This window comes from Pseudomonas sp. MIL19, from assembly GCF_028680365.1.
In the GTDB taxonomy this organism is placed as follows: Bacteria; Pseudomonadota; Gammaproteobacteria; order Pseudomonadales; family Pseudomonadaceae; genus Aquipseudomonas; species Aquipseudomonas spirodelae.
In genome coordinates this window covers 1-26,063 of the sequence record NZ_JAPPVG010000006.1, presented here as the reverse complement: position 1 = coordinate 26,063, position 26,063 = coordinate 1, and the positions used below count along the sequence as shown (strand labels likewise).

The window sequence follows — 26,063 nt, the reverse complement described above, 5'->3', positions numbered from 1 at the left end:
GGGAGGTATGCCATGCGTTACCTAGGTTTATTGAGCAGTGTGCTGGTGCTCAGCGCCTGCGCCTCGCCTCTACCGTCGCCTGACCCGAGCCAAGCCTGGGTTGAGCTGCGCAGCAATGCCGGCACCCTGCTTATGGCTGATCGCCTCGATGGCCAGCGGCTCAACGATGGTCGCTACTTTCAGGTGCCCGCCGGTGCCCATGAATTGCAGGCGCGTTTTCAGTTTGAGGTAAACAGCGGCGGTGGCCAGGATGGCCTCTCCGAGCCGCGGCAGGTGACCTGCGAAATCCGTATACGGCATGACAACTTTGTCGCCGGACAGCGCTACCGACTAGAGGCCAGGCCCATGCAGATGAAAGCCCAGGCCTGGCTCTATGATGCGCAGCGCAATGTCCTGGCGCGCAGCAAGGTTTTGCGCTGCGGTACGTTCTGAGAACCTGTCCACGATCTGCTGCGCGTCGGCCCTGCGGCGTTAAAAACAGGCTCGGATGCGAGCCCAGTCGGAATGCTCATGTACAACAGTACACTCCGCTTCCTCGCCTGTTTTTGCCTTGCAGTGCTCTAGCTCGCTAGATCGTGAGCAGGTTCTGAATTAGAGGCTGCTATCGAGTACCGCTTCCAGGGTGATGGTGGCGTTTAGCACTTTGGAGACGGGGCAGCCGTTCTTCGCGGTTTCCACGGCTTTCTCGAAGGCGGCGCGGTCGGCTCCGGGGATTTTCGCGTGCAAGGACAGGTGCACGGCGGTGATAGCGAAGCCGCCATCCTGTTTGTCGAGCGTCACCTCCGCGCGAGTGTCGATGCTTTCGGCGGTCATTCCGGCGTCGCCCAGCTCCTTGGACAGGGCCATGGAAAAGCAGCCCGCGTGGGCCGCACCGAGCAGCTCCTCGGGGTTGCTGCCGGGCTGGTCTTCGAAGCGCGTATTAAAGCCATAAGGCACTTTGTTCAGCGCGCCGCTCTGGGTTGAAATCGTGCCTTTGCCATCCTTGATGCCACCTTGCCAGTGGGCTGATGCGGTCTTCTTCATCGGGCGTCTCCTGTGCGTGGGGTTACAGGGTTGGGAGTGCTATTGGCCGCACAAGTTCGTCAATTGACCTGCCGCTGGTAAATCAGCGGAGCTGTGCCAGCAGTTCAAAGGCATGCAGGCGATCGGCGAAGTCATACAGGTCGCAGGTGAAGATCAGCTCATCGGCGCCGGTCTGCTCCAGCAGCATCTCTAGGCGTGCCTGAACTCTTTCCGGGCCGCCGATCACCGCCAGGCCGAGGAAGTTGTTCACGGCTTCTTTTTCATGCGGCAGCCACAGGCCTTGCATGCTGTTTACCGGTGGCTTCTGCACAAGGCTCTGGCCGCGAATCAGCGCCAGAATGCGCTGGTAGGCCGAAGTGGCCAGGTATTCGGCCTGTTCATCTGTGTCGGCGGCAATCAGCGGTACACCGAGCATCACATAGGGTTTGTCGAGCACCGCCGAGGGCTTGAAGTGGTTGCGGTAGACGCGAATCGCCTCATGCATATAGCGCGGCGCGAAGTGTGAGGCGAAGGCATAGGGCAAGCCTTTTTCACCCGCCAATTGGGCGCTGAACAGGCTGGAACCGAGCAGCCAGATCGGCACGTTGGTGTCCGCACCCGGCATGGCGATCACCCGTTGATCCGGCGTGCGCGGGCCCAGGTAGCGTTGCAGCTCCTCAACGTCGGCGGGGAAGTCATCGGCGCTGCCAATTCGGTCGCGGCGCAGGGCTTGCGCAGTAAAGTGATCGGCGCCCGGCGCGCGGCCCAGGCCCAACTCGATTCGCCCCGGATAGAGGGTCGCCAGGGTGCCGAACTGTTCGGCAATCACCAGCGGGGCATGGTTGGGCAGCATCACGCCACCAGAGCCCAGGCGAATGCGCGAGGTGCCGGCGGCCAGATAGCCCAGCAGTACAGAGGTGGCCGAGCTGGCGATGCCATCCATATTGTGGTGTTCGGCCACCCAGAAGCGCTCGAAGCCCAGGCGCTCGACATGCTGCGCCAGCGCCAGGGAATTGTGCAGGGCCTGGGCGGCGTTGCCATCGTCACGAATCGGGGCGAGATCAAGGGTGGAGAATTTGCTCTGTGTGAGTGCGCTCATCGGGTCTGCCTATGGATTATCCGTTTGCACGGCGCAGCAGTGCGCCAATACCTGAGTTAGATAGTGGGGTTTGTTCTGCAGATTCCAAGGGCAGGGCGTGTTTCTCGGGCAGACGGTGTTGATCAGCGCGCTGAACCTGGCCAGCGAGCATGCGCTGGCCAGGTCGTCGGGTACGGGCTAGCTGTTGCTCATACGGAAGCCGACTTTCAGGCTGACTTGATAGTGACCGACTTTGCCGTCGACGATATGCCCGCGGGTTTCCACCACTTCGAACCAGTCCATATTGCGGACTGATTTGGCGCACTCCGCGAGGGCATTCTCGATGGCATCTTCGATGCTGGTTTTCGAGGAACCGACGATTTCGATTTTCTTGTAGGTGTGATGATCGGACATGAGCGTTCTCCTTTGGCTGATAGTTCAACGCTAGTTGAACCCCAGCGGTTTGCCCGATCTGTAGGGGGCGGTTCAGCGCGCCAGCTCGCTGCGTATCCACTCGGCCAGGCGCTGCGCGCGTTTATCCAGGCTGCGTGCCGGCACCCACAAGGCCAAGCGTGCCGAGGTTTCGACAAAGCCCCAGGGCGCAACCAAGCGACCGCCGGCAAGGTCATCGGCGACCAGTTGCTGCGGGGCAATCGCCACACCCAAGCCTGCAGCGGCAGCTTCCAGCAGGTAATAGAGGTGCTCGAAGCCTTGGCCGAGTTTCAGTGTCGAGGCGTCCAGCGCATTACTGCCTGCCCAGCTGGGCCAGGCTTGCGGGCGTGAGCTGGTGTGCAGCAGCGGCTCATTCAGCAGGGCTGCTGCAGGCGCCTGATGCAGTGCGGCGAAGTGCGCATAGCGTGGGCTGAGCACCGGCCCGATGCGTTCGGCCGCCAGCTCGAACACCTGCATATCCGCCGGCCACGGCGGCTCGGCGAACCACAGGGTGGCGTCCACACCGCTGCGGCGCGGGTCCAGTTCGCCCTCGCTGGCGGACAGCTGCAAGCGCAGTTCCGGTAACTCGCGGTTGAGCCGGTCGAGGCGCGGAATAAACCAGCGCGCCAGTAGGCTGCCCGGGCAGGCCAAGACAAACGGCGCATCGGCCTGGCCCTGCTGCAACTCGGCGCAGGTGCTGCGCAGGCGGCCGAACAACTCCGCGCTGACATCGCGTAAACGAACTCCAGCATCTGTGAGTTTAAGGCCGCGCCCTTCCTTACTGAACAAGGCCACACCCAAGTGCTCTTCGAGGAGGCGCACCTGTCGGCTGACAGCGCCATGCGTAACATGCAGCTCATCTGCTGCTTGGCTGATGCTGTTCAGGCGCGCAGCGGCTTCGAAAGCGCGCAAGGCATTGAGGGGCGGAAGGTCTTGGCTCATGTGTGAGTTTTCCTAACAGGTTGCGGCGATCTTATCGCTTTTGTCGCGCGGGCTGCAGCTTTATCCTGTGTCCATTGCCGTAGAGATGTGGGTTGTGCCCGCGAACTACAGCGCTACTTTCCCAAGGAGAACGCCATGACTTCTTTCCGCGCTGGCCCTGACGCCAACGGCCTGTTTGGCTCGTTCGGTGGCCAATATGTCGCCGAAACCCTGATGCCGCTGATCCACGACCTGGCCGCCGAATACGAGAAGGCCAAGCTTGATCCTGAGTTCCAGAAGGAACTGGCCTACTTTCAGCGTGATTTCGTTGGTCGCCCGAGCCCGCTGTACTTCGCCGAGCGTCTGACCGACATGTGCGGCGGCGCGAAGATCTACTTCAAGCGCGAAGAGCTCAACCACACCGGCGCGCACAAGATCAACAACTGCATCGGCCAGGTGTTGCTGGCCAAACGCATGGGCAAAAAACGCATCATCGCCGAGACTGGCGCGGGCATGCACGGCGTGGCCACCGCCACCGTGGCGGCGCGCTTTGGCATGGAATGCGTGATCTTTATGGGTAGCACCGACATCCATCGCCAGAACGCCAACGTACTGCGCATGAAGCTGATGGGCGCCACCGTGGTACCCGTGGTCGCCGGTACTGGCACCCTGAAAGATGCGATGAACGAAGCCTTGCGTGACTGGGTCACCAACGTCGACACCACTTTCTACATGATCGGCACCGTGGCCGGCCCGCACCCGTACCCGGCAATGGTCCGTGACTTCCAAGCGGTCATCGGCAAGGAAACCCGTGAGCAGATGCTTTCCCAGGAAGGTCGCCTGCCCGACAGCCTGATCGCCTGCATCGGCGGTGGCTCGAATGCCATCGGCCTGTACCACCCGTTCCTTGACGATAAAGACGTGAAAATCATCGGCGTTGAAGCGGCTGGTCATGGCATCGAAACCGGCAAGCACGCGGCCAGCTTGAACGGTGGCGTGCCGGGCGTACTGCACGGTAACCGTACCTTCCTGCTGCAGAACGACGACGGCCAGATCATCGACGCGCACTCGATTTCTGCCGGTCTTGATTACCCGGGCATCGGCCCAGAACACGCCTGGTTGCATGAGATCGGTCGCGTTGAGTACACCTCGGTGACTGACACCGAAGCCCTGGAAGCCTTCCATATTTGCTGCCGCCAGGAAGGCATCATTCCTGCCCTGGAAACCGCTCACGCGTTGGCCGAAGTGTTCAAACGTGCGCCGAACCTGCCCAAGGATCACCTGATGGTGGTCAACCTGTCCGGGCGTGGCGACAAAGATATGCAAACCATCGTGCACCACATGGAACAACAGGAGAAGCACGCATGAGCCGCCTGCAAAGCCGCTTTGCCGAGCTGAAACAACAGAACCGCGCCGCCCTGGTGACCTTCGTCACCGCCGGCGACCCGAACTATGACGCCTCCCTGGCCATCCTCAAGGGCCTGCCGGCGGCGGGTGCCGATGTGATCGAGCTGGGTATGCCGTTTACCGACCCGATGGCCGATGGCCCAGCGATTCAGCTGGCGAATATCCGCGCCCTCGAAGGCAAGCAGGACCTGGCGAAAACCCTGCAGATGGTCCGCGCCTTCCGTGAAGGCGAGCAAGCAACGCCGCTGGTGCTGATGGGCTACTTCAACCCAATCCACAAATATGGCGTCGAGCGTTTTATCGCTGAAGCCAAAGACGCCGGTGTTGATGGCCTGATCGTCGTCGATCTGCCGCCAGAGCATAACGTCGACCTGTGCGACCCTGCGCAAGCGGCGGGCATCGACTTTATCCGCCTGACCACCCCGACCACCGATGACAAGCGCTTGCCGACCGTGCTTAACGGCAGCTCCGGCTTCGTCTATTACGTCTCGGTGGCCGGTGTGACCGGCGCGGGTTCTGCCACGCTGGAGCACGTCGAGCAGGCTGTTGCCCGTTTGCGTCGGCATACCGACCTACCACTGTGCATCGGTTTCGGCATCCGTACCCCGGAGCACGCGGCGACCATCGCCCGTCTGGCCGATGGTGTGGTAGTGGGCTCGGCGCTGATCGATCAGGTCGCCAATGCCAGCAGCAACGAGCAGGCCGTAGAGGGCGTGCTGAGTCTGTGTGCGGCATTGGCTGAAGGTGTGCGCGGCGCGCGCGTCTGACCTCGGATCTGCTGCGCGTCGGCGATACTGCGTTAAAAATGGCCTCGGCAAGCCGCTTGCGGCTAACGCGCTTTAGCGCGGCCCGGAGGGCGAGTGAAGCGAGTAGTGCTCATTTACAACTCGTAAACTCCGCTTCCTCGGCCATTTTTGCCTTGTCTCGCTCTAGCTCGCGAGATCCGAAACCGCGTCTGAGAAACTTGCGAGCGGGACGCTGCTTGGCGTCCAATAGCGCACCCTTGCTCTAGAGTCTCGTCATGTCACGTCCGCCTGTTGCCCGCAAACCCCGCGCCAGTAGCCAGAGCCGCATTGCTGGCATCCTGGCGGCTGCGCGTGAGTTACTGTCCGAGCAGGGCGTGGCCAGCCTGTCGATCTACAGCGTGGCTGAGCGCGCGCAGATTCCGCCCTCGTCGGTGTATCACTTCTTCGCCAGCGTGCCGGCATTGCTTGAAGCGCTGACGGCTGATATTCACGCGGCGTTTCGCGCCTGCCTGCAGGAACCGGTGGAGCATGCCAGCCTGCGCGACTGGCGGGATCTGTCGCGGTTGGTCGAGCAGCGCATGTTGGCGATCTACGCGGCCGATGCCGCTGCGCGCCAGCTGATTTTGGCGCAGCACGGCCTGGCTGAAGTGACCCAGGCCGATCGCCAGCACGACATCGAGCTGGGCCAGGCGATGCAGGTGTTGTTCGACCGCCATTTCCCGTTGCCGCAGCTGCCGGACGATGTGGACGTGTTCGCCTTGGCTATGGAACTGGGCGACCGCGTGTATGCGCGCTCGGTGCAGCTGCACGGCGAAATCACCCCACGTATGGCCGAGGAAGGCATGCGGGTGTTCGATGCCTATATCGGTTTGTACCTGCCAACCCATCTGCCGAAACGCAATCACGCCCAGGCGGATTAGCGACAGACAAGCGTCGTAGGGTGGGTTAGGCGCTTATTGCATAGCTAAGCCTGGCGCGCATTTGGCTGCGCCGTAACCCGCCAAATGGGCTGATACCGCTTGGTGGGTTACGCGACACCCTTTTAGCGCAGCCTTCCTTGAGTCATGCGCGAGGTGTCGCTAACCCACTCTACAGGGTGAGCAGGTTGTGCTTGTTACAGTGCCTTTTCAAACACCTGTGAGTTGCGCTGGTAGTTGTACAGCGAGGCGCGGGCGGCGGGCAGGCGGTCGACGCTGCTGAGCTCGAAGCCACGCTCGCGGAACCAGTGAGCGGTGCGGGTGGTGAGCACGAACAGGGTTTTCAGGCCTTGCGCCCGTGCCCTGTCCTCGATGCGTTCAAGCAATTCATCGCCACGGCCGCCATGGCGATAGGCCGGGTTGACCGCCAGGCAGGCCAGCTCGCCAAAATCTGAGTCGGCAATCTGGTACAGCGCGGCGCAGGCGATGATCAGTCCTTCACGCTCGACGATGCTGAATTGCTCGATCTCGCGCTCCAGCACCTCGCGTGAACGGCGTACCAGAATGCCTTGGTCTTCCAGTGGGGTGATCAGCTCCATCAAGCCGCCAACATCTTCAATGGTCGCCTCGCGGAGCGACTCGAACTGTTCCTGCGCCACCAGGGTGCCGTTGCCGGTGCGGGTAAACAGCTCGCTGAGCAGCGCACCGTCTTCGGCGTAGCTGACGATATGGCTGCGCCGCACGCCGCCCTTACAGGCCTCGGCAGCGGCGTCGAGCAACTCGGCCTGGTAGCTGTTGCCCAGGCGTTGCAGGTGCGCGGGTACTTGTTGTGGGCGCAGTTCGCGCACCAGCTTACCGGCGGCGTCGAGCAGGCCGCACTCGGCGCCGAACAGCAGCAGCTTGTCGGCATCCAGGTCAATGGCGGCGCGGGTGGCGACGTCTTCGCAGGCCAGGTTGAAAATCTCGCCGGTGGGCGAATAGCCCAGTGGCGAGAGCAACACGATGCTGCGCTCATCCAGCTGACGGTTGATGCCCTTGCGGTCGATGCGCCGCACTTCGCCGGTGTGGTGATAGTCAACGCCATCGACCACGCCAATCGGCCGTGCGGTGACGAAGTTGCCGCTGGTCACGCGCATGCGTGAGCCCTGCATGGGCGAGCGCGCCATGTCCATCGACAGGCGCGCTTCGATGGCGATGCGCAACTGGCCGACGGCATCAATCACGCAGTCCAGGGTTGGGCTGTCGGTGATGCGCAGGTCGCGGTGATAGCGTGGGGTTAAACCGTTGCTCGCCAGGCGCGTTTCAATTTGCGGGCGCGAGCCGTGCACCAGCACCAGGCGCACGCCCAGGCTGTGCAGCAGCACCAAGTCGTGAACGATATTGCCGAAGTTGGCGTGGGCAACGCCCTCGCCCGGCAGCATGACGACAAAGGTGCAGTCGCGGTGAGCGTTGATATAGGGCGAAGCGTGGCGGAGCCAATTAACGTGGTCGTGCATTACCTGAAGAACCTGTGTCGAGTATGGAACGCATGGGGTGGCGCGCGTGCGCCAGACGAGGCAGCCGGGAGCGCTTTTATCGTCGCAGTTGGGGCAGCTTCACGCGTTCTCTCCTCCAGATGGCACAGCCGGTTGGCTGGGATTCAGACAGTAATGTTCGATCAGTTGTTGCAACAGACGCACGGTCGGCTGCAAACGTGACATGTCCAGGTATTCATTCGGCTGGTGGGCGCAGTCGATATCGCCGGGGCCGAGTACCAGGGTTTCGCAGCCAAGTTGCTGAAGATAAGGCGCTTCGGTGGCAAATGCCACTGAGGCGGCGGTGTGCCCGGTCAGGCGTTCGGCAACGCGCACCAGTTCGGCGTCGGCGTTTTGCTCAAACGGCGGCACGCTGGGGAAGAGGGGCGCGTAGTCGATTTTTACCTGGTGTTGCTCGGCCAGCGGTTGCAGCTTCTGGCGGATCGCCGCGCGCAGGGCCTCCGGCTGCATGCCGGGCAAGGGGCGCAGGTCGAACTCCAGTGCACATTGGCCGCAAATGCGGTTGGGGTTATCGCCGCCATGGATGCAGCCGAAATTCAGGGTTGGCTGCGGCATGCTGAATTGCGGGTTGTTGAATTCGCGCTGCCACTGCGCACGCAGGTCGCGTAGCGCGAGCATCACGTCCTGCATGGCCTCCAGCGCGCTGTGGCCGAGGCTTGGGTCCGAGGAGTGGCCGCTCTGCCCGAGAATATCGATGCGCTCCATCATGATGCCTTTGTGCAGGCGAATCGGCCGTAACCCGGTTGGCTCACCAATCACCGCCGCGCGCCCCAGTGGCTGGCCGGCGGCGGCCAGGGCGCGCGCGCCAGACATCGAACTTTCTTCATCGCAGGTGGCGAGAATCAGTAGCGGTTGTTTGAACGCTTGGCCGAGGAGCGGCTGCACGGCTTCGATGATCAGGGCAAAGAACCCCTTCATGTCGCAACTGCCCAGGCCAACCCAGCGGCCATCGACTTCGGTGAGCTTGAGCGGGTCGGTTTGCCACAACTGCGCATCGAACGGCACAGTGTCGCTGTGCCCGGCCAGTACTAAGCCGCCAGGGCCGCTGCCATAGCTGGCGAGCAGGTTGAATTTGCCGGGTGCCACGTGCTGCACGTCGCAGGCAAAGCCGAGGTCGCTAAGCCAGCCGGATAGCAGGTCAATGACGGGACGGTTGGACTGATCCCAATGCGCCTGCGTACAGCTGACCGATGGGGCGGCGATCAGGGCGGCGAATTGGTCTTTGAGGGAAGGCAGGGGCATCGGCTATCTCCGCAAGCGAGTCCCATCATAGGGCTAACGCTTGCGCAGATAAAACCGTGAGGTGCTTAGAGGAAGATACCGCGCAGGATAAAGAAGAAGAAAATCGACAGCGCAGCGCCCACCGGCAGGGTGATCAGCCAGGAGATAAAGATTTTGCCGATCACGCCCAGGTTCAGCGCGCCGATACCGCGCGCCAGGCCCACACCCAGTACCGCACCCACCAGGGTGTGGGTGGTGGAGACCGGCAAGCCCATGGCCGAGGCGCCGACCACGGTGGTGGCGGTCGCCAGTTCGGCCGCAAAGCCACGGCTTGGGGTCAGTTCGGTGATTTCTTTACCGATGGTGGCGATCACCTTGTAACCGTAGGTGGCCAAACCGATGACGATGCCCACCGCGCCGAGCAGCAATACCCAGCCAGGTACGGCAGATTTGGCGCCAATCACGGCTTCGCCGCCGGACTGAATCACCCCAACAATCGCAGCCAGCGGGCCGACAGCGTTGGCCACGTCATTTGAGCCGTGGGCGAAGGCCATGGCGCAGGCGGTGAAGATCATCAGGACGGCAAAGACCTTTTCCACGCTGGCGTAGTGGAAGTCTTTGTCGGCTTCTACATCGACCTTGATCCGGCTGAGCAGGGCGATACCCAGCAGCATGACGACCGCGCCGATAGCCAGTGAGAGCATCAGCCCTTCCGTGTTGGAGAGGTGCAAGCCGATGTGCTTGAGGCCTTTGGTCAGGGTCATGATGCTGACCATGAAACCGGTGATGAACATGTACAGCGGCACGAAACGCTTGGCATTAAGGAAGGGATTGTCGGTGTCGATGATCAGCTTTTGCACGCTGGTAAACAGCCAGAAAGCGACAAAGCCCGAGAGCAGCGGCGACACCACCCAGCTGGCCACGATCGGACCCACACCGCTCCAGTGCACCGCATCCATGGACACGCCAACGGCCGCAAAGCCGATCACCGCGCCGACGATGGAGTGCGTCGTAGAGACCGGCCAGCCACGTGTCGACGCCACCAGCAGCCAGGTGCCGGCTGCCAAGAGGGCGGACATCATGCCCAAGACCATGAGGTCCGGGGTGATCATGGTGGCATCAACAATGCCGTTTTTGATGGTATCGGTCACCTCGCCGCCGGCCAGGTAGGCACCGGCAAACTCAAAGACCATGGCGATCAGGATCGCCTGTTTGATGGTCAGTGCGCGCGAGCCCACCGAGGTGCCCATGGCATTGGCCACATCATTAGCACCCACGCCCCAGGCCATGAAAAAGCCGAAGAGACAGGCAAGCAGCAGCAATACGAGGCCGTAGTCCGCAATCAGAGACATAAATAATTAATCCGTAGATTCCAGAAAGGACACTGGCGCTTAGCGCGCCAGCAGTTGTTCCAGTCGGTTGCCGACACGTTCGGCACGGTCGGCTACGTCGCCGATCCACTCGATGATCTTGTAGAGGAACATCACATCGACCGCAGGAAGATCCTTTTCCAGTTTGAACAGCGTACGTCGCACTTCGATTTGCATCTTGTCGGTGTCGCGTTCGATTTGTTCCAGTTCCATGACCATGGATTCGACCAGCACTGCTTCGCGGCCACCAAAGCCGGTTTCCAGTAGCTCGTCGAGTTCGTTCATGGCCTTCAGCGCCTGGGCGCTGGCATCCACGGTGCGTTGTACAAACGCGCGCATCAGCTGTTGCAGCGGCTGCGGAATGGTCATTTCGCGGCCGAGCATCAGGCCGGCGATGTCCTTGGCGCGGTTGGCAACTTTGTCCTGTACACTCAGCAGCTCAAGCAGATCCGAGCGCGGTACGGGCAGGAACAGACTCTTGGGCAGGTGCAAGCGCACGTTTTTCTTGAGCTTGTCGGCCTCACCTTCGAGGCTGGCCATTTCCTGCTGTACCTGTTCTACCTTGGCCCAATCCTCGACCATTACGGCTTCGAAGAACGGCACCAGATTCGCTGCGCACTCGTGAGCCTTGGCAAAGTGCTTTTGCATTGGCCCAATCGGTGAGCGGCCAAACAGGCTGGCAAATGGATTGACTGGCATAGGGTGAACCCCGGCGTTAAGAAGGCGGCAAGTATACGGATCAGTCCGCAGGCCCGCTAGCGCAGGTAATCGGACTGTCACAATTTCATAGTAGGCGTTGACTCCCATCATCATGAACAAAGAAACCGAAATCAAACTGCGGGTTAGCCGTGCAACCTTGGCCGCCCTGCGTGATCACCCGTTGCTGAAGAAGCGCAACAAGAGTGGTTGGGAGCCGCGCGAACTGTTCAATCAGTACTTCGATACCCCCGAGCGCGATCTGGCAGCCGCCAAGGTGGCTCTGCGCGTGCGCCGCGACGGTGAGCAGTTTATTCAGACCCTGAAAACCCGTGGGCAAAGCGTGGCCGGCCTGTCGGAGCGCAATGAGTGGGACTGGAACCTGGCTAAAGCCAAGCTGGACCTGAAAAAACTCGATGACAGCTGCTGGCCAGCGGCCTTGGCCGAGTTGGACAAGAAGCAGTTGGTACCGATCTTCACCACTGATTTTATCCGTGAGAAGGCGGAAATCGCCTGGGGTCGCGGCAAGGCCAAGGTGGTGATCGAGGCCGCGCTGGACCTGGGCAAGGTGATTGCCGGCGAAGGCGAGGAAGAAATCTGCGAGCTGGAACTGGAGCTGCGCCAGGGTGAACCCGATGCGTTGCTGGAGCTGGCTGCCGAGCTGGCGGCTGATCTGGCGCTGATGCCCTGCGATATCAGCAAGGCCGAACGCGGTTATCGGCTGTTCGATGCCAGCAGCTACAGCCTGAATCTGCCGGCGCCTGCCGTGAGCGCGGAAACCAGCCTCGACGACAGCGTCGTCGCGCTGGGCTGGTACCTGCTGGGCAGCAGCCAGCGCCTGGCGGAACAATACCGCTTCAATGGCCACTGGCGCTTGCTGGTCGAGTGGCTGGAGCAGTTGATCGGTTTGCGAGCGCTGCTCGGTAGCCTCGGCCAGGCCGCGCCGCGTGCGAGCAGTCATGCCTTGCGTGAATTGCTTGATGCGTTGCTGTTGGAATGGCGGCCACTGCTGCTGGCCGGTCAGTTGGATGAGCAGGTGCGCAAAAATGCTCCGGCGCAGTTCGCGGCCGAGCTTGAAAACACCCGCTGGGGCCTGTTCTCCCTGACCACCTCGCGCTGGTTGCTGGCGCGCAGCTGGACCCAGGAGCGCAATAACCGTGGCAACCGCCAAGGTGCTGCGCCACTGGGTAACTGGTTGCCGACCTTGATTGCGGAAGAGGGCGCTGCCCTGCAGCTGCGTCGTTATCAGCAGCAGCCGGAAGATCTGGCCGAACAGCTGCCGCGTATCGAGCGCCTGCAGGTGTGGCTGCATTTGGCGCGTGAGGTGTTGGAGGTGCCAGAAGTCGACCGGCTCTATGGTGAACTGAACAAACTGGTCGAGCTGGCCAATCAGACCATTGACCCGGATGTACTGGCGGCGCGCAAGGCGCAGCTATTGACCATCGGTTCGCTAAAGGCCTGGCGTCAGCTGGTCAAGTAAGCGGCTGCCGACTGATGCCCCTTGCGGGGCATCAGTCTTGTTGGCGGCTCTTGGTGCGGCTACCACTGCAGGGATGCAGGACGTAGTGCGACGCAGAATGCCAGAGCCAACAGCTTCTCCCTGTTCTATCACTCAACTGCCATCACGAAAGCGTGTCCACACGGCTTCCAGGGTCGCGCTGTGCTTTTCCGGCAGGGTTTCCAATGCGTGCAGGCGGCGTTTGGTTTCGCGATCCGGGTACAAGCCCGGCTGGTTGCGCAGGGCTTCGTCGAGAAACGCCTGTGAGTCGGCATTACCGCTGGGGTACAGGGTTTCGGCGGTAATCAGTGCGGCGACCTTGGGCTGCATCAGGTAGTCGATAAAGCGATGAGCCAGGTCTGGACGTTTGGCGCTGCTGGGGATGACCAGGCTGTCGATAAACAGCACCGAGCCTTCATCCGGCACCAGAAAACGCACGGGTTGGCCGGCGTCGGCAGCGGCTAGCGCATCGCCAACCCAGGCCATGGCGACGCACAGTTTGCCCTGGTTGAGGTCGTCGATATAACGCTCGCTGTCGATATAGCGCAGGTTGGGGCGCAGGCCGTCGAGCACTTGGCTGCTGCGCTTGATCCGGCTCGGCGAGCTGCGTGCCAGGCTGCGGCCTTGATAACTGAGTAGTACGGTCAGGGTCTCGTCGGGTGCATCCAGCAGGCTGATGCCACAAGGGGCTAGCCGCGCGCTCTGTTCCGCGTCGAACAGCAGGCTCCAGCTGTCCGGTAGCGGGCCACCAAAGGCTGCTTCCGCGAGCGGTGTATTGATTGCCAGGCCCACGGCGCCCCATAGGTAGGGCACGGCATGCCGGTTGGCGGGGTCGAGGGCGACCAGGGTGCTGAGCAGTTGCTTGTCGAGGTGTTTGCGGTTGGGCAGTCGCTTGAAATCCAGCGGCTGCAGGGCGCCGTTCTTGATCATCGCTGGCAGCGCATCGTGCGAAGGCATGGCAATATCAATCGCTTCACCGCTGGCCAGTATGGTGTCCAACTCGGAGGCGGTGCTGAAGGTGTGGTATTCCACGCGAATACCGGTTTCGGCCTCGAAGTCCTTGAGCACCTGCGGGGCAATGTAGTCATTCCAGTTGTAGACGCGTATCACCTCTTCGGCGCTGGCCAGCAGCGGCGTCAGGGCAAGCAGCAGTAAGGCAAACAGGCGAGGCATGGTGATCTCCCGAAGAGGTCGTGTCGCGTCAGCAGGAATGTGCGGCGCAGCTTGCCCGTCATCGCGCCGAGACGTGAATAAAGGGCAGGCGTGGCGCAGCGCGCAGAATAAAAAACGCCGGCTCGAAGGCCGGCGTTGGGTGTTGCATCAAACGGTGTGCAAGTACCAGTTGTACTCGAGGTCGGAGATGGAGTTCTCGAACTCGGCCAACTCGCTTTCCTTGCAGGCGACGAAGATATCGATGTATTTCGGGTCGATATAGCGTGCCAGGATTTCACTGTCGTCCAACTCGCGCAGGGCATCGCGCAGGTTGTTCGGCAGGCTTTGCTCGTTTTGCTCGTAGGAGTTGCCTTCTACAGGCGGCCCCGGCTCGATTTTGTTGGTCAGGCCGTGGTGCACACCAGCCAATACCGCCGACAGCAGCAAGTACGGGTTGGCGTCTGCGCCGGCGACGCGGTGCTCGATGCGCACGGCATCGGCCGTGTCATTCGGTACGCGCAGAGCTACGGTGCGGTTGTCGATACCCCAGCTTGGTGAGTTAGGTACGTAGTACTGCGCACCGAAGCGACGGTAAGAGTTGACGTTGGGGCAGAGGAAGGCCATCGAAGCAGGCATGGTTTCCAGCACGCCGCCAATGGCGTGGCGCAGTGCATCGTTCTGCTCAGGATCTTCGCAGGCAAAAATGTTATTGCCGTCTTTGTCGAGAATCGAGATGTGCACATGCAGCCCGTTACCCGCTTGGTTGGGGTACGGCTTGGCCATGAAGGTGGTGTCCATTTCATGGTCATAGGCGATGTTCTTAACCAGGCGCTTGAGCAGCAGCGCGTAGTCGCACGCCTTGATCGGGTCGGCGACGTGGTGCAGGTTTACCTCGAATTGCGCGGGCGCACTTTCCTTGACGATGGCGTCGGCAGGGATGCCCTGCTCTTTAGCACCTTCAAGGATGTCCTGCAGGCACTCGGCGTATTCGTCGAGGTCGTCGATCAGGTACACCTGAGTCGAGTGTGGACGTTTGCCTGACAGAGGCGACAGCGGTGGCTGCGGACGGCCATTCACGTTGGCCTGGTCAATCAGGTAGAACTCCAGCTCGAAGGCTGCACAAATGGTAAGGCCCAGTTCGTCGAACTTCTCGACCACCTGACGCAACACTTCCCGTGGATCGGCAAAGAACGGCTGGCCTTCCAGTTCATGCATGGTCATTAACAGTTGCGCGGTAGGGCGCTTCTGCCAAGGCTCGTAGCACAGGGTGTTGGGGATGGGATAACAGATACGATCGGCATCGCCGATATCCAGACCCAGACCGGTGCTTTCCACCGTTGAGCCATTGATATCCAGAGCGAATAGAGACGCCGGGAGATTGATGCCGCGTTCGTAAACCTTATGCAGGCTCGCACGCTCGATACGCTTACCGCGCACCACACCATTCATATCTGCGATCAGAAGGTCGACGAACAGGACCTCAGGATGTTTCTTAAGGAACGCGTTCGCTTCGTTAAGCTGAACGGCACGCGGGGGTACCGACATGATGCAACACCTTTTATGTTAAAAATATCAATCATGCAATTGCACGGGTGTGAGTCAATCTTAAACACCTGATGCTGTCAAGAGAGGCGCGTTTTGCCCTTAATTGGTGCTTAGTGGCCAATTTCAGGGCATTACAGGGCAGTGCAGCCTAGCTGAAACCCTTGTCTTTCGCGGTGCTCAGTCGGGTGTGTTCAATTTTTTACATGGCTATTGTGAAAAAAAATGAACAAGGCTAAGCTCGGCCAAAACCCATAACAGCAATAAAACGGGTGTCTCATGTCGCGCCAGCCGATAATCGGCGTTAGTGCCTGCACCAAGCAGATCGGGCACAACATCTACCACACTGCCGGTGATAAATACCTGCAAGCAATTGTTCAGGTGGCAGGCGGTATGCCAGTCATCATCCCAGCACTGGGTGAGCAGCTTGATCAGGCTTACCTGCTGCAGCAACTCGACGGCCTGGTGTTTACCGGCTCGCCTTCCAACGTTGAACCCCATCACTATGCTGGCGACGCCAGTGAACCCGGCACTGCGCATGATCCGGCGCGTGACAATACGACACTTCCTTTGATTAAAGCAGCAATTGCTGCCGGTATCCCGGTGTTGGGCATTTGCCGTGGTTTTCAGGAGATGAACGTAGCCTTTGGTGGTGCACTGCATCAGCGTGTGCATGAGGTTGCCGGGTTAATGGACCACCGTGAACCCGCTGATCTTCCCGTAGAACAACAATATGGCCTGCGTCACGCGCTGCATGTGCAGCCGGGCGGGCTGCTCGCCGGCATCGGCTTGCCGGACGAGATTCAAGTTAATTCCATTCATGGCCAGGGCGTTCAGCGTCTGGCGCCGGGCCTTCGCGTAGAAGCACTGGCGCCTGACGGGTTGATCGAAGCCTTCTCCGTCGAAGGTGCCAAAAGCTTTGCCTTGGGGGTGCAATGGCACCCTGAATGGCAGGTACGATCTAACCCGAATTATCTCGCCATCTTCCAGGCCTTTGGTGAGGCTTGCAGGAAGACGGCGGGGCAACGCTGAACCGACTCTATATAAGTCGGTTCTCACCAACCCTGAGGTCTCTATGAGCACCAAATTAGACCAGCTTTCGAGCTGGCTGAAAGAACGCAAAATCACCGAAGTTGAATGCTTGATCAGCGATCTTACCGGCATTGCCCGCGGTAAGATTTCGCCGACCAATAAGTTCCTCGACGAAAAGGGCATGCGCCTCCCCGAGAGTGTGCTGCTACAGACAGTGACCGGCGACTACGTCGAGGATGACATCTATTACGACCTGCTCGACGAGGCGGACATTGATATGTTCTGCCGCCCGGATGAGAACGCCGCGTTCCTGGTGCCATGGGCGCTGGAGCCGACGGCGATGGTGATCCACGACACCTTCGACAAGCAGGGCAATCCGATCGAGCTGTCGCCGCGCAACATCCTCAAGAATATTCTCAAGTTGTATGCCGATAAGGGCTGGAAGCCGATCGTCGCGCCGGAAATGGAGTTCTACCTGACCAAGCGTTGCAGCGACCCGGATTTCCCGCTGGAAGCGCCGATGGGCCGCTCCGGGCGTCCTGAGGTGGGCCGCCAGTCGTTCTCTATCGATGCCGCCAACGAATTTGATCCGCTGTTTGAAGACGTCTACGACTGGTGCGAAATCCAGGGCCTGGACCTCGACACGCTGATCCACGAAGACGGCCCGGCACAGATGGAGATCAACTTCCGTCACGGCGAGGCGCTGCATCTGGCGGATCAGATCACCGTATTCAAGCGCACCATGCGTGAAGCCTCGCTCAAGCACGATGTGGCCGCGACCTTTATGGCCAAGCCGATCACCGATCAGCCAGGCAGCGCGATGCACATTCACCAGAGCGTGGTGGACATCAAGACCGGCAAGAACCTGTTCTCCAATGCCGACGGCAGCATGAGCCAGCTGTTTATGAACCACATCGGCGGCCTGCAGAAGTACATCCCTGAGCTGCTGCCGCTGTTCGCGCCAAACGTCAATTCGTTCCGCCGCTTCCTGCCGGACACCTCGGCGCCGGTGAACGTCGAATGGGGCGAAGAGAACCGCACGGTTGGCCTGCGCGTACCGGAAGCCACGCCGCAGAACCGCCGTGTCGAAAACCGCCTGGCCGGTGCTGACGCCAACCCCTATCTGGTCCTCGCGGCTTCGCTGCTGTGCGGCTACATGGGCATGGTTGAAGACATTAAGCCAAGTGCGCCAGTCAAAGGGCGTGCTTACGAGCGCCGCAACCTGCGTCTGCCGATCACCATCGAGCATGCGCTGGAGCGGATGGAGGCTTGCAAGGCCGCCGAGAAGTACCTGGGCGAGAAGTTCATGCGCGGCTACGTAGCCGTTAAGCGTGCCGAGCACGAGAACTACAAACGCGTAATCAGCTCCTGGGAACGCGAGTTCCTGCTGCTGTCGGTGTAACCGTCAGGTGGCTGGCGCGGGTGACCCCGGCGCCAGCCACTGCCAAGTATTTTCCTGGGCTGCAATGCGCAGCCTGTGTAATCAAGGTGTTGTTATGAACAGTCAAGTGACCAACCCGAAAACCCGCGAGTGGCAGGCCATGAGCCGCGAACACCACCTCGCGCCGTTTAGCGACTTCAAACAGTTGGCGGAAAACGGGCCGCGCATTATCACCAAGGCCGATGGCGTGTACCTGTGGGACAGCGAGGGTCACAAGATCCTCGATGCCATGGCCGGGCTCTGGTGTGTGGCGATTGGCTATGGTCGCAAAGAGCTGGCAGACGCCGCTGCTAAGCAGATGCAAGAGCTGCCCTACTACAACATGTTCTTCCAGACCGCCACGCCGCCGGCGCTGGAGCTGGCTAAGGCGATTTCTGATCTGGCCCCGCAAGGCATGAACCACGTGTTCTTCACCGGCTCGGGTTCGGAAGGTAACGACACCATGCTGCGGATGGTGCGCCATTACTGGGCAATCAAGGGGCAGCCCAACAAGAAGGTCATCATCAGTCGGGTTAACGGCTACCACGGCTCCACCGTAGCCGGCGCCAGCCTGGGCGGCATGAAGTACATGCACGAACAGGGCGATTTGCCGATCCCGGGCATCGTGCACATCCCGCAGCCGTACTGGTTTGCTGAGGGCGGCGACATGAGCCCTGACGAGTTCGGCATCTGGGCGGCCGATCAGCTGGAGCAGAAAATCCTCGAAGTCGGCGAAGAGAATGTTGCCGCCTTTATTGCCGAGCCGATCCAAGGCGCCGGTGGGGTGATTATTCCGCCGGACAGCTACTGGCCGCGCATCCGCGAGATTCTCGCCAAGTACGACATTCTATTTGTCGCCGATGAAGTGATCTGCGGGTTCGGCCGCACCGGTGAGTGGTTCGGCAGCGACTATTTCGGCAACACGCCGCACATGATGACCATCGCTAAAGGCCTGACCAGCGGCTACATCCCCATGGGCGGGCTGATCGTGCGCGATGACATCGTCGAGGTGCTTAACCAGGGCGGCGATTTCAACCACGGCTTCACCTATTCCGGGCACCCGGTGGCTGCTGCGGTGGCCCTGGAAAACCTGCGTATTCTGCGTGAAGAAAAGATTGTTGAGCGGGTCAAGGCAGAAACGGCACCGTATTTGCAGAAACGTTTACGTGAGCTGGCCGATCACCCGCTGGTGGGTGAAGTGCGCGGCGTCGGCATGTTGGGCGCCATTGAATTGGTGCAGGACAAGGCCAGCCGTAAGCGTTTCTCCGGCGATGTGGGTGTGGGCATGATCTGCCGCGGACACTGCTTTAATAATGGTCTGATCATGCGCGCCGTAGGCGACACCATGATTATTTCGCCGCCGCTGGTGATCAGCCATGCGGAAATCGACGAACTGCTGGAAAAGGCCCGTAAATGCCTCGACCTGACTGCCGCAGAGGTGCTGGTTTAAGGTTTAATATTCTTTGTTTTTCAGGCACTTATGTCTGAATGTTGAAACAGGGGTGTGACCTTGCCAGACTGCGCCAATGCGTGTGTCAGGCTCACCGGAAGGTGCTGCAGATGGCTGCGCATCTTTCGGATATGACTACAACAACAGGAGCTGTACGCATGAAAACTTTCGGCAAAACCCTTCTCGCGTTGTCCCTTGCTGGGGCTGTGGTGAGTGCCGCACACGCGGATGACAAAGTCCTTCACGTCTACAACTGGTCCGACTACATCGCAGAAGACACCATCGATAACTTCCAGAAGGAAACCGGCATCAAGGTCGTCTACGACGTCTTTGACAGCAACGAAACCCTGGAAGCCAAACTGCTGGCCGGTAGCTCCGGTTACGACATCGTGGTGCCGTCTAACCCATTCCTGGCCAAGCAGATCAAGGCCGGCGTTTACCAGAAGCTGGACAAGTCCAAGCTGCCCAACTGGGAAAACCTCGACAAGAACCTGCTCAAAGCCCTCGATCCGAGCGACCCGGGTAACCTGTACTCGATCCCCTACATGTGGGGCACCATCGGCATTGGTTACAACGTCGACAAGGTCAAGGCTGCGCTCGGCGCAGACGCACCGGTCAATTCCTGGGACCTGGTATTCAAGCCAGAAAACATGGCCAAGCTGAAAGAGTGCGGCGTGTCGTTCCTCGATTCGCCGACTGAAATTCTCCCGGCTGCACTCAACTACCTGGGCTTCAAGCCGGACAGCACCAATGCCGGTGAGCTGAAGAAAGCCGAAGAACTGTTCCTCTCGGTTCGTCCTTCGACCTCCTACTTCCATAGCTCCAAGTACATCGGCGACCTGGCCAACGGCAACATCTGCGTGGCGATTGGCTACTCGGGTGACCTGTATCAGTCCAAGTCCCGTGCTGAAGACGCCAAGAATGGCGTGAACATCTCGTACAGCATCCCGAAAGAAGGTGCTGGCAGCTTCTTCGACATGTTGGCCATCCCAGCCGATGCGAAAAACGTTGAAGCCGCTCACGTGTTCCTCAACTACCTGATGAAGCCAGACGTCATGGCCAACATCACCAACGTCGTGCAATTCCCTAATGGCAACGCCGCCGCCACGCCGCTGGTGGATGACGTGCTGCGTAACGACCCGGGCATCTACCCGGACGCCGAAACCATGGCCAAGATCTACACCTTCCCGGATCTGCCCGCCAAGGTGCAGCGCACCATGACGCGCAGCTGGACCAAGATCAAATCTGGTCAGTAATGCCATAGCCCTAAAGGTGTGCGGTGGCTTCCTCCACCGCATTCACCCACAACAATAAGGAAATCACTATGCGTCGTACTCCACTTCTGGCCGGTCTGCTGGCCGCCGCCGTCAGCGTCTCCGCCGTGCAAGCCGCCGAGCCTGTGGTCAAGGTCTACAACTGGTCCGACTACATCGGCGAAACCACCCTGGCCGACTTCCAGAAGGCCACGGGCATCAAAGCCTTGTACGACGTCTTTGACAGCAACGAAACCCTGGAAGGCAAACTGCTGGCGGGCCGTTCCGGCTACGACATTGTGGTGCCGTCCAACCATTTCCTCGGCAAGCAGATCAAGGCGGGCGCGTTTCAGAAGCTCGACCGCAGTCAGCTGCCGAACTGGGAAAATCTCGATCCAGCGCTGCTCAAGCAGTTGGACGTTAACGATCCCGGTAACCAGTATTCAGTGCCTTACCTGTGGGGCACCAACGGTATCGGCTACAACGTCGCCAAAATCAAAGAAGTGCTGGGCGTCGACAAGATCGATTCCTGGGCCATGGTCTACGAGCCTGAAAACATGAAGAAGCTCGCGGCTTGCGGCGTTAGCTTCCTCGACTCGGCCGACGAAATGATCCCCGGCGTGCTCAACTACATGGGCCTCGACCCCAACACCCGTGACGCCGCCGACTACGCCAAGGCTGAAGCCAAACTACTGGCCGTGCGCCCTTACGTGCGTTACTTCCACAGCTCGAAATACATCGGTGACCTGGCTAACGGCAATATCTGCGTAGCGGTGGGCTTCTCTGGTGACATTCTGCAAGCCGCCGACCGTGCTGAAGAAGCCGGCAAGGGCATCGAGATCGCTTACAGTATCCCGAAAGAAGGCGCCAACCTGTGGTTTGACATGATGGCCATTCCGGTTGATGCCGGTAACCCGAAAGAAGCCCACGCCTTTATCAACTATTTGCTCGACCCAGCGGCCATTGCCCAGGTCAGCGATTACGTCGGTTATGCCAACCCTAATACCAAGGCAGGCGAGTTCATGGATCCAGAAGTGCGTAACGATGAGTCGGTGTATCCGCCGCAGGACGTCCTCGACAAGCTGTACATCTCGGCGGAACTGCCGGTGAAAGTACAACGCTTGATGACGCGCAGCTGGACCAAGATTAAGTCCGGCCAATAACTTTAAAACGCCCGGCCAATTGGCCGGGCGCTACTTTTGCGGGAGTGTTGGGAATGGCAGTTGCTTCCAGTGCCTATAAGAAAGTGCTTGAAGGCGATCAGCAACCGAAAGAGGTGTTGGTCAAGATTGAGCGCGTCACCAAGAAATTTGATGAAACCATCGCCGTAGATGATGTTTCGCTGACCATCAATAAGGGCGAGATTTTCGCCCTGCTCGGTGGTTCGGGTTCGGGTAAATCAACCCTGCTGCGCATGCTCGCTGGCTTCGAGCGGCCTACCGAAGGGCGCATTTTCCTCGACGGTGAAGACATCACCGATCTGCCGCCCTACGAGCGGCCGATCAACATGATGTTCCAGTCCTACGCCCTGTTCCCGCACATGAGCGTGGCCGAGAACATCGCCTTCGGCCTCAAGCAAGACAAAATGCCCAAGGCGGAAATCGCCGCCCGCGTTGAAGAAATGCTCAAGCTGGTGCACATGAGCCAGTACGCCAAGCGCAAGCCGCATCAGCTCTCCGGTGGTCAGCGTCAGCGTGTGGCGTTGGCGCGTTCGCTGGCCAAGCGGCCTAAGCTGCTGCTGCTCGACGAGCCCATGGGCGCACTGGACAAAAAGCTGCGTTCGCAGATGCAGCTTGAGTTGGTCGAGATCATCGAGCGCGTCGGCGTAACCTGCGTCATGGTGACTCACGACCAGGAAGAGGCCATGACCATGGCCCAGCGCATCGCCATCATGCACCTCGGCTGGATCGCCCAGATCGGCAGCCCGGTCGACATTTACGAAACCCCGACCAGCCGCCTGGTCTGCGAGTTCATCGGCAGCGTCAACCTGTTCGAAGGCACCGTAGTCGAGGACATGGAAGACCACGCACTGATCGACAGCCCCGATCTTGAGCGCAACATCTACGTCGGCCACGGGGTTAATACCTCGGTGCAGGACAAGAGCATCACCTACGCCATTCGCCCGGAAAAAATGCTCTTCAGCACCGAGCAGCCAGGCTTTGAGTACAACTGGTCACGCGGCACCGTGCACGACATTGCCTACCTGGGCGGCCACTCGGTGTTTTACGTGCAGCTGCCAAGCGGCAAGATCGTCCAGTCATTTGTCGCCAACGCCGAACGGCGTGGCGCACGGCCTACCTGGGACGATGAAGTCTACGTCTGGTGGGAGGACGACAGCGGGGTGACATTACGCTCATGAATATCAGCCGAAGCATCAGCCGCCGTATGCCCAAGGGCCGGCACCTGGTAATTGGGGTGCCCTTCCTCTGGCTGTTCCTATTCTTCCTGCTGCCTTTCATCATTGTGATGAAAATCAGCTTTGCCGAAGCCGACGTTGCCATCCCGCCCTACACCGAGGTGTTCAGCTGGGTGGACAACACCTTCACCCTGATAGTTAACCTGAGTAACTACATCTTCCTCAGTGAAGATGCGCTGTACCTGGCGGCTTACTTAGGCTCATTGAAAATCGCCGCCATCAGCACGCTGCTTTGCCTGGTGATTGGCTTTCCCATGGCCTATGCCATCGCGCGGGCCGACAAAGCCAAGCAAATGGTCTTTTTGCTGCTGATCATGATGCCGACCTGGACGGCGATTCTGATCCGCGTGTATGCCTGGATGGGCATCCTCAGCAACAACGGCCTGCTCAACAGCTTCCTGCTGTGGCTGGGGGTGATCAACGAACCGCTGCAGATCCTCAACACCAACCTGGCGGTGTACATCGGTATCGTTTACTCGTACCTGCCGTTTATGATCCTGCCGCTGTTCGCCAACCTGGTTAAACACGACCAGAGCCTACTGGAAGCCGCCGCCGACCTGGGGTCGAGCACCTTCAACAGCTTCTGGAAAATCACCGTACCGCTGGCCAAAGGCGGCATCATCACCGGCTGCATGCTGGTGTTTATCCCGGTGGTGGGTGAGTTCGTGATTCCTGAACTGCTCGGTGGCCCGGAAACCCTGATGATCGGCAAGGTGCTCTGGCAAGAGTTCTTCAACAACCGCGACTGGCCGGTAGCCTCCGCCCTGGCGGTGGTCATGCTGGCGATCCTGATCATCCCGATCATTCTGTTTAACCGTCACCAAGCGAAAGAAATGGAGGGCCGGCCATGAAGCGTTTTAGTTTCTCCAACTTTATGTTGTGGGCCGGTTTTGCCTTTATCTACCTGCCGATGCTGATCCTGGTGATCTACTCGTTCAACGAGTCGCGCCTGGTCACGGTGTGGGGCGGCTGGTCGGTGAAGTGGTACGTCGGCTTGCTCGACAACACCCAGCTGATGAACTCGGTGATGCGCTCGCTGGAAATCGCCTGCTACACCGCGATTGCCGCCGTTGCGCTGGGCACCATGGCCGCCTTCGTGCTGACCCGCGTCACCCGCTTCAAGGGCCGCACGCTGTTCGGTGGCCTGGTCACCGCCCCGCTGGTGATGCCCGAGGTGATTACCGGTCTGTCGTTGCTGCTGCTGTTTGTGGCGATGGCCCAGCTGATCGGCTGGCCGGCTGAGCGCGGCATCTTGACCATCTGGATCGCCCACACCACCTTCTGTTCGGCCTATGTGGCCGTGGTGGTGTCGTCGCGCTTGCGTGAGTTGGACCTGTCCATCGAAGAAGCGGCCATGGACCTCGGTGCCAAGCCGTGGAAGGTGTTCTTCCTGATCACCATCCCGATGATCGCGCCTTCGCTGGCGGCCGGCGCAATGATGTCCTTTGCCCTGTCGCTGGACGATCTGGTACTCGCCAGCTTCGTCTCCGGGCCGGGCTCGACCACCTTGCCGATGGAAGTCTTCTCCGCCGTACGTCTGGGCGTGAAGCCGGAAATCAACGCGGTGGCCAGCCTGATCCTGTTGTCGGTGTCCTTCGCCACCTTCCTGGTGTGGTTCTTCGCCCACCGTGCCGAAGAAAAGCGCAAGAAAGCCCTGCAGCAAGCGATGGATGAATCCACCGGTGCCCACCTGCAAGACGGCCCCGATAACCGCCGCGACCCCTCGCAAGTGCATGCTTGATCGCACAGCGGGTTAAAACAAAAAGGGCCACACATGTGGCCCTTTTTGCTGTGGCGCTCACCCCATAAAGGGGGCTCGCAAGTGCTGGCAGATAACCGTCCAGACCGAATGGCGTTTAACGGTGTTTGTACTGCGTCGGGCAATACCCTCGGCCCACCTGCGGGTCGCGCAACTGCAGGTGCTTGGTCTGCCGACCACTGACCCGCTCACGCCATAGCTTGAAGCTGCCGGGCTTGAGGCTGCGTCGCATCAGCGCAATCACCCCAGCCTCATCCAAGCCGAACTGCAATTGAATGGCTTCGAACGGCGTTCGATCTTCCCAAGCCATCTCGATAACACGTGATAACTCACTCTCTGAAAACACCACCCTGACCTCATCGCATGCTGATTAATCTGGCGCTGATACGGCGCCCATCATAAGAGGCTGGCCGCAGGCTGTGAAAGTCTTTGTAGCCGAGGTGAACTGTGCGTGGCGTGGCGTTTAGGCGGGCGGCGGTAAAGCCGGACACTGCAGAGCGTGCGGCGCAGTGTCCGGTAGAGCGACAGCGTTCAGCGCATAAGCGCTGATGGCTTACGTCAGGTCTTTGACTGTCTCAGACGTCCCGTTATTTTTTACGGACTCAATGCCCTTATCACGCGCCGCCGCCGTCGCATACATCTGGCTGGAGCCAATGATCTGATGATTAGCTGCCTTTAAATTAAAGTAAAACTTATTGTTCGCCGACTCTTTCCTGTCGTAACGCTCATCTGCTTGGCAGTTATTTTGCACCGAGCTAATACCGTTCTCGGCGCTTGCTCTGGTTTTATATAACTCACTTGTGAGAATGATTTCCGCATTGCCCGCTTTAAGCACAAAGCGAAACTGCCCGTCACTGCTATTCGTCAACTCATACCAGCCAGCCATATGCATCTCCGTTATTTAGATTGCTAATGTGCGTGAAGAGTGTAGTCGAAAGAATAAGGCTGGGCGGCGGATAGCAATGATGATCTTCGTGATTGATTGAATCCCGCTGAGTGAACTGCTGAATGGCCAAGGCGAAAAAGCCAACAATAGACCGGCTATACGAATGTAATCGAACTGACGACAGGGCTAGGAAAGCTTTGCTCACTACTTGTGGGAGAGTGCATATACATTGTTAGCTACTGAAACTCTCTAGGGAAATTCTGAAGAAGACTTCCTGATTTTGGCAAAATACCCGGATTCCACCCGCTGAGTTTTCCGATGAAGCAGATG

At 59.7% G+C, this 26,063-nt stretch carries 25 protein-coding genes; 13 read left to right on the top strand and 12 right to left on the bottom strand.

The genetic code is table 11. The annotated features are described in order from the left end of the window. Nucleotides 1-12: 12 nt before the first annotated feature. Entirely contained in the window at nt 13-432 is a 420-nt protein-coding gene (locus N1078_RS06255) for a PA0061/PA0062 family lipoprotein (protein WP_274087346.1), read from the top strand. A gap of 159 nt (nt 433-591) precedes the next feature. Here N1078_RS06255 and N1078_RS06250 read toward each other — a convergent pair whose 3' ends face one another. The 4 genes from N1078_RS06250 to N1078_RS06235 all read right to left on the bottom strand — a co-directional run bounded on the left by N1078_RS06250 (nt 592) and on the right by N1078_RS06235 (nt 3,454). Continuing rightward, entirely contained in the window at nt 592-1,023 is a 432-nt protein-coding gene (locus tag N1078_RS06250; RefSeq protein WP_274087345.1) for an OsmC family protein, read from the bottom strand. A gap of 82 nt (nt 1,024-1,105) precedes the next feature. After that, on the bottom strand, nt 1,106-2,101 hold the full coding sequence (locus N1078_RS06245) for an LLM class flavin-dependent oxidoreductase (protein ID WP_274087344.1): 996 nt from the start codon (nt 2,099-2,101) through the stop codon (nt 1,106-1,108). A 177-nt stretch (nt 2,102-2,278) separates the two neighbouring features. Then, a complete protein-coding gene (locus N1078_RS06240; protein ID WP_274087343.1) occupies nt 2,279-2,494 on the bottom strand; it encodes a dodecin in 216 nt (71 codons plus the stop codon). Nucleotides 2,495-2,566: 72 nt separating this feature from the next. Next, nucleotides 2,567-3,454, bottom strand: a complete 888-nt coding sequence (locus N1078_RS06235; protein WP_274087342.1) for a LysR family transcriptional regulator — start codon at nt 3,452-3,454, stop codon at nt 2,567-2,569. A gap of 135 nt (nt 3,455-3,589) precedes the next feature. Between N1078_RS06235 and trpB the strand changes: the two genes are divergently transcribed. The 3 genes from trpB (at nt 3,590) to N1078_RS06220 (ending at nt 6,506) form a co-directional block, all read left to right on the top strand. Beyond that, nucleotides 3,590-4,801 carry a tryptophan synthase subunit beta gene (trpB, locus tag N1078_RS06230; RefSeq protein WP_274087341.1) on the top strand — a complete coding sequence of 404 codons (1,212 nt, stop codon included), beginning with the start codon at nt 3,590-3,592 and terminating at the stop codon, nt 4,799-4,801. Next, nucleotides 4,798-5,607 carry a tryptophan synthase subunit alpha gene (gene trpA / locus N1078_RS06225; RefSeq protein ID WP_274087340.1) on the top strand — a complete coding sequence of 270 codons (810 nt, stop codon included), beginning with the start codon at nt 4,798-4,800 and terminating at the stop codon, nt 5,605-5,607. The genes trpB and trpA overlap by 4 nt, the downstream gene beginning before the upstream one ends. Nucleotides 5,608-5,861: 254 nt before the next feature. Continuing rightward, complete coding sequence (locus tag N1078_RS06220) at nt 5,862-6,506, top strand: TetR/AcrR family transcriptional regulator (protein WP_274087339.1); 645 nt, start codon at nt 5,862-5,864, stop codon at nt 6,504-6,506. Nucleotides 6,507-6,700: 194 nt separating this feature from the next. Here the strand turns inward: N1078_RS06220 and argA are convergent, their stop codons facing one another. From argA to N1078_RS06200, 4 genes are all read right to left on the bottom strand, one after another. After that, the gene (gene argA, locus N1078_RS06215; RefSeq protein ID WP_274087338.1) at nt 6,701-7,999 is read right to left on the bottom strand and encodes an amino-acid N-acetyltransferase; all 1,299 of its coding nucleotides are present in this window, start codon (nt 7,997-7,999) and stop codon (nt 6,701-6,703) included. Nucleotides 8,000-8,098: 99 nt separating this feature from the next. Next, nucleotides 8,099-9,280 carry an acetylornithine deacetylase gene (gene argE, locus N1078_RS06210; RefSeq protein ID WP_274087337.1) on the bottom strand — a complete coding sequence of 394 codons (1,182 nt, stop codon included), beginning with the start codon at nt 9,278-9,280 and terminating at the stop codon, nt 8,099-8,101. Between the two features lie 65 nt (nt 9,281-9,345). After that, a complete protein-coding gene (locus tag N1078_RS06205) occupies nt 9,346-10,611 on the bottom strand; it encodes an inorganic phosphate transporter (protein ID WP_274087336.1) in 1,266 nt (421 codons plus the stop codon). A 39-nt stretch (nt 10,612-10,650) separates the two neighbouring features. Then, complete coding sequence (locus N1078_RS06200; RefSeq protein WP_274087335.1) at nt 10,651-11,328, bottom strand: TIGR00153 family protein; 678 nt, start codon at nt 11,326-11,328, stop codon at nt 10,651-10,653. A gap of 112 nt (nt 11,329-11,440) precedes the next feature. Here N1078_RS06200 and N1078_RS06195 point away from each other — a divergent pair, with 112 nt between their 5' ends. Further along, on the top strand, nt 11,441-12,805 hold the full coding sequence (locus tag N1078_RS06195) for a CYTH domain-containing protein (protein WP_274087334.1): 1,365 nt from the start codon (nt 11,441-11,443) through the stop codon (nt 12,803-12,805). Nucleotides 12,806-12,937: 132 nt separating this feature from the next. Here the strand turns inward: N1078_RS06195 and N1078_RS06190 are convergent, their stop codons facing one another. Further along, nucleotides 12,938-13,996, bottom strand: coding sequence for a polyamine ABC transporter substrate-binding protein (locus N1078_RS06190; RefSeq protein ID WP_274087333.1), 1,059 nt, complete (start codon nt 13,994-13,996; stop codon nt 12,938-12,940). A gap of 147 nt (nt 13,997-14,143) precedes the next feature. Continuing rightward, nucleotides 14,144-15,520 (bottom strand): glutamine synthetase family protein, encoded by a 1,377-nt coding sequence (locus N1078_RS06185; RefSeq protein ID WP_274087332.1) that lies wholly within the window; start codon nt 15,518-15,520, stop codon nt 14,144-14,146. A 276-nt stretch (nt 15,521-15,796) separates the two neighbouring features. On the opposite strand from N1078_RS06185, the gene N1078_RS06180 reads away from it, so the two are divergent. The 8 genes from N1078_RS06180 to N1078_RS06145 all read left to right on the top strand — a co-directional run bounded on the left by N1078_RS06180 (nt 15,797) and on the right by N1078_RS06145 (nt 24,829). Then, the gene (locus N1078_RS06180) at nt 15,797-16,549 is read left to right on the top strand and encodes a gamma-glutamyl-gamma-aminobutyrate hydrolase family protein (RefSeq protein WP_274087331.1); all 753 of its coding nucleotides are present in this window, start codon (nt 15,797-15,799) and stop codon (nt 16,547-16,549) included. Nucleotides 16,550-16,592: 43 nt separating this feature from the next. After that, nucleotides 16,593-17,951 (top strand): glutamine synthetase family protein, encoded by a 1,359-nt coding sequence (locus tag N1078_RS06175; RefSeq protein ID WP_274087330.1) that lies wholly within the window; start codon nt 16,593-16,595, stop codon nt 17,949-17,951. Between the two features lie 94 nt (nt 17,952-18,045). Then, a complete protein-coding gene (locus N1078_RS06170) occupies nt 18,046-19,419 on the top strand; it encodes an aspartate aminotransferase family protein (RefSeq protein ID WP_274087329.1) in 1,374 nt (457 codons plus the stop codon). Nucleotides 19,420-19,577: 158 nt separating this feature from the next. Next, nucleotides 19,578-20,675, top strand: coding sequence for an extracellular solute-binding protein (locus N1078_RS06165; protein WP_274087328.1), 1,098 nt, complete (start codon nt 19,578-19,580; stop codon nt 20,673-20,675). Nucleotides 20,676-20,743: 68 nt separating this feature from the next. Continuing rightward, nucleotides 20,744-21,835, top strand: coding sequence for a polyamine ABC transporter substrate-binding protein (locus tag N1078_RS06160; RefSeq protein ID WP_274087327.1), 1,092 nt, complete (start codon nt 20,744-20,746; stop codon nt 21,833-21,835). Nucleotides 21,836-21,888: 53 nt separating this feature from the next. Further along, the gene (potA, locus tag N1078_RS06155; RefSeq protein WP_274087326.1) at nt 21,889-23,031 is read left to right on the top strand and encodes a polyamine ABC transporter ATP-binding protein; all 1,143 of its coding nucleotides are present in this window, start codon (nt 21,889-21,891) and stop codon (nt 23,029-23,031) included. 26 nt (nt 23,032-23,057) lie between these two features. Next, nucleotides 23,058-23,939, top strand: a complete 882-nt coding sequence (locus N1078_RS06150; RefSeq protein ID WP_274087437.1) for an ABC transporter permease subunit — start codon at nt 23,058-23,060, stop codon at nt 23,937-23,939. Continuing rightward, nucleotides 23,936-24,829, top strand: a complete 894-nt coding sequence (locus tag N1078_RS06145; RefSeq protein ID WP_274087325.1) for an ABC transporter permease subunit — start codon at nt 23,936-23,938, stop codon at nt 24,827-24,829. Before N1078_RS06150 ends, N1078_RS06145 begins: the two co-directional genes overlap by 4 nt. Nucleotides 24,830-24,944: 115 nt before the next feature. Here N1078_RS06145 and N1078_RS06140 read toward each other — a convergent pair whose 3' ends face one another. Then, complete coding sequence (locus N1078_RS06140) at nt 24,945-25,193, bottom strand: TIGR03643 family protein (RefSeq protein ID WP_443218093.1); 249 nt, start codon at nt 25,191-25,193, stop codon at nt 24,945-24,947. Nucleotides 25,194-25,400: 207 nt separating this feature from the next. Beyond that, a complete protein-coding gene (locus tag N1078_RS06135) occupies nt 25,401-25,733 on the bottom strand; it encodes a YegP family protein (protein WP_274087323.1) in 333 nt (110 codons plus the stop codon). Between the last annotated feature and the right edge of the window lie 330 nt (nt 25,734-26,063).

Bases quoted from the DNA above. Each gene is read 5' to 3' on its own strand.
- N1078_RS06255 (WP_274087346.1), top strand. From the start codon at position 13: ATGCGTTACCTAGGTTTATTGAGCAGTGTGCTGGTGCTCAGCGCCTGC.
- N1078_RS06250 (WP_274087345.1), bottom strand. From the start codon at position 1,023: ATGAAGAAGACCGCATCAGCCCACTGGCAAGGTGGCATCAAGGATGGC.
- N1078_RS06245 (WP_274087344.1), bottom strand. From the start codon at position 2,101: ATGAGCGCACTCACACAGAGCAAATTCTCCACCCTTGATCTCGCCCCG.
- N1078_RS06240 (WP_274087343.1), bottom strand. From the start codon at position 2,494: ATGTCCGATCATCACACCTACAAGAAAATCGAAATCGTCGGTTCCTCG.
- N1078_RS06235 (WP_274087342.1), bottom strand. From the start codon at position 3,454: ATGAGCCAAGACCTTCCGCCCCTCAATGCCTTGCGCGCTTTCGAAGCC.
- trpB (WP_274087341.1), top strand. From the start codon at position 3,590: ATGACTTCTTTCCGCGCTGGCCCTGACGCCAACGGCCTGTTTGGCTCG.
- trpA (WP_274087340.1), top strand. From the start codon at position 4,798: ATGAGCCGCCTGCAAAGCCGCTTTGCCGAGCTGAAACAACAGAACCGC.
- N1078_RS06220 (WP_274087339.1), top strand. From the start codon at position 5,862: ATGTCACGTCCGCCTGTTGCCCGCAAACCCCGCGCCAGTAGCCAGAGC.
- argA (WP_274087338.1), bottom strand. From the start codon at position 7,999: ATGCACGACCACGTTAATTGGCTCCGCCACGCTTCGCCCTATATCAAC.
- argE (WP_274087337.1), bottom strand. From the start codon at position 9,280: ATGCCCCTGCCTTCCCTCAAAGACCAATTCGCCGCCCTGATCGCCGCC.
- N1078_RS06205 (WP_274087336.1), bottom strand. From the start codon at position 10,611: ATGTCTCTGATTGCGGACTACGGCCTCGTATTGCTGCTGCTTGCCTGT.
- N1078_RS06200 (WP_274087335.1), bottom strand. From the start codon at position 11,328: ATGCCAGTCAATCCATTTGCCAGCCTGTTTGGCCGCTCACCGATTGGG.
- N1078_RS06195 (WP_274087334.1), top strand. From the start codon at position 11,441: ATGAACAAAGAAACCGAAATCAAACTGCGGGTTAGCCGTGCAACCTTG.
- N1078_RS06190 (WP_274087333.1), bottom strand. From the start codon at position 13,996: ATGCCTCGCCTGTTTGCCTTACTGCTGCTTGCCCTGACGCCGCTGCTG.
- N1078_RS06185 (WP_274087332.1), bottom strand. From the start codon at position 15,520: ATGTCGGTACCCCCGCGTGCCGTTCAGCTTAACGAAGCGAACGCGTTC.
- N1078_RS06180 (WP_274087331.1), top strand. From the start codon at position 15,797: ATGTCGCGCCAGCCGATAATCGGCGTTAGTGCCTGCACCAAGCAGATC.
- N1078_RS06175 (WP_274087330.1), top strand. From the start codon at position 16,593: ATGAGCACCAAATTAGACCAGCTTTCGAGCTGGCTGAAAGAACGCAAA.
- N1078_RS06170 (WP_274087329.1), top strand. From the start codon at position 18,046: ATGAACAGTCAAGTGACCAACCCGAAAACCCGCGAGTGGCAGGCCATG.
- N1078_RS06165 (WP_274087328.1), top strand. From the start codon at position 19,578: ATGAAAACTTTCGGCAAAACCCTTCTCGCGTTGTCCCTTGCTGGGGCT.
- N1078_RS06160 (WP_274087327.1), top strand. From the start codon at position 20,744: ATGCGTCGTACTCCACTTCTGGCCGGTCTGCTGGCCGCCGCCGTCAGC.
- potA (WP_274087326.1), top strand. From the start codon at position 21,889: ATGGCAGTTGCTTCCAGTGCCTATAAGAAAGTGCTTGAAGGCGATCAG.
- N1078_RS06150 (WP_274087437.1), top strand. From the start codon at position 23,058: ATGCCCAAGGGCCGGCACCTGGTAATTGGGGTGCCCTTCCTCTGGCTG.
- N1078_RS06145 (WP_274087325.1), top strand. From the start codon at position 23,936: ATGAAGCGTTTTAGTTTCTCCAACTTTATGTTGTGGGCCGGTTTTGCC.
- N1078_RS06135 (WP_274087323.1), bottom strand. From the start codon at position 25,733: ATGGCTGGCTGGTATGAGTTGACGAATAGCAGTGACGGGCAGTTTCGC.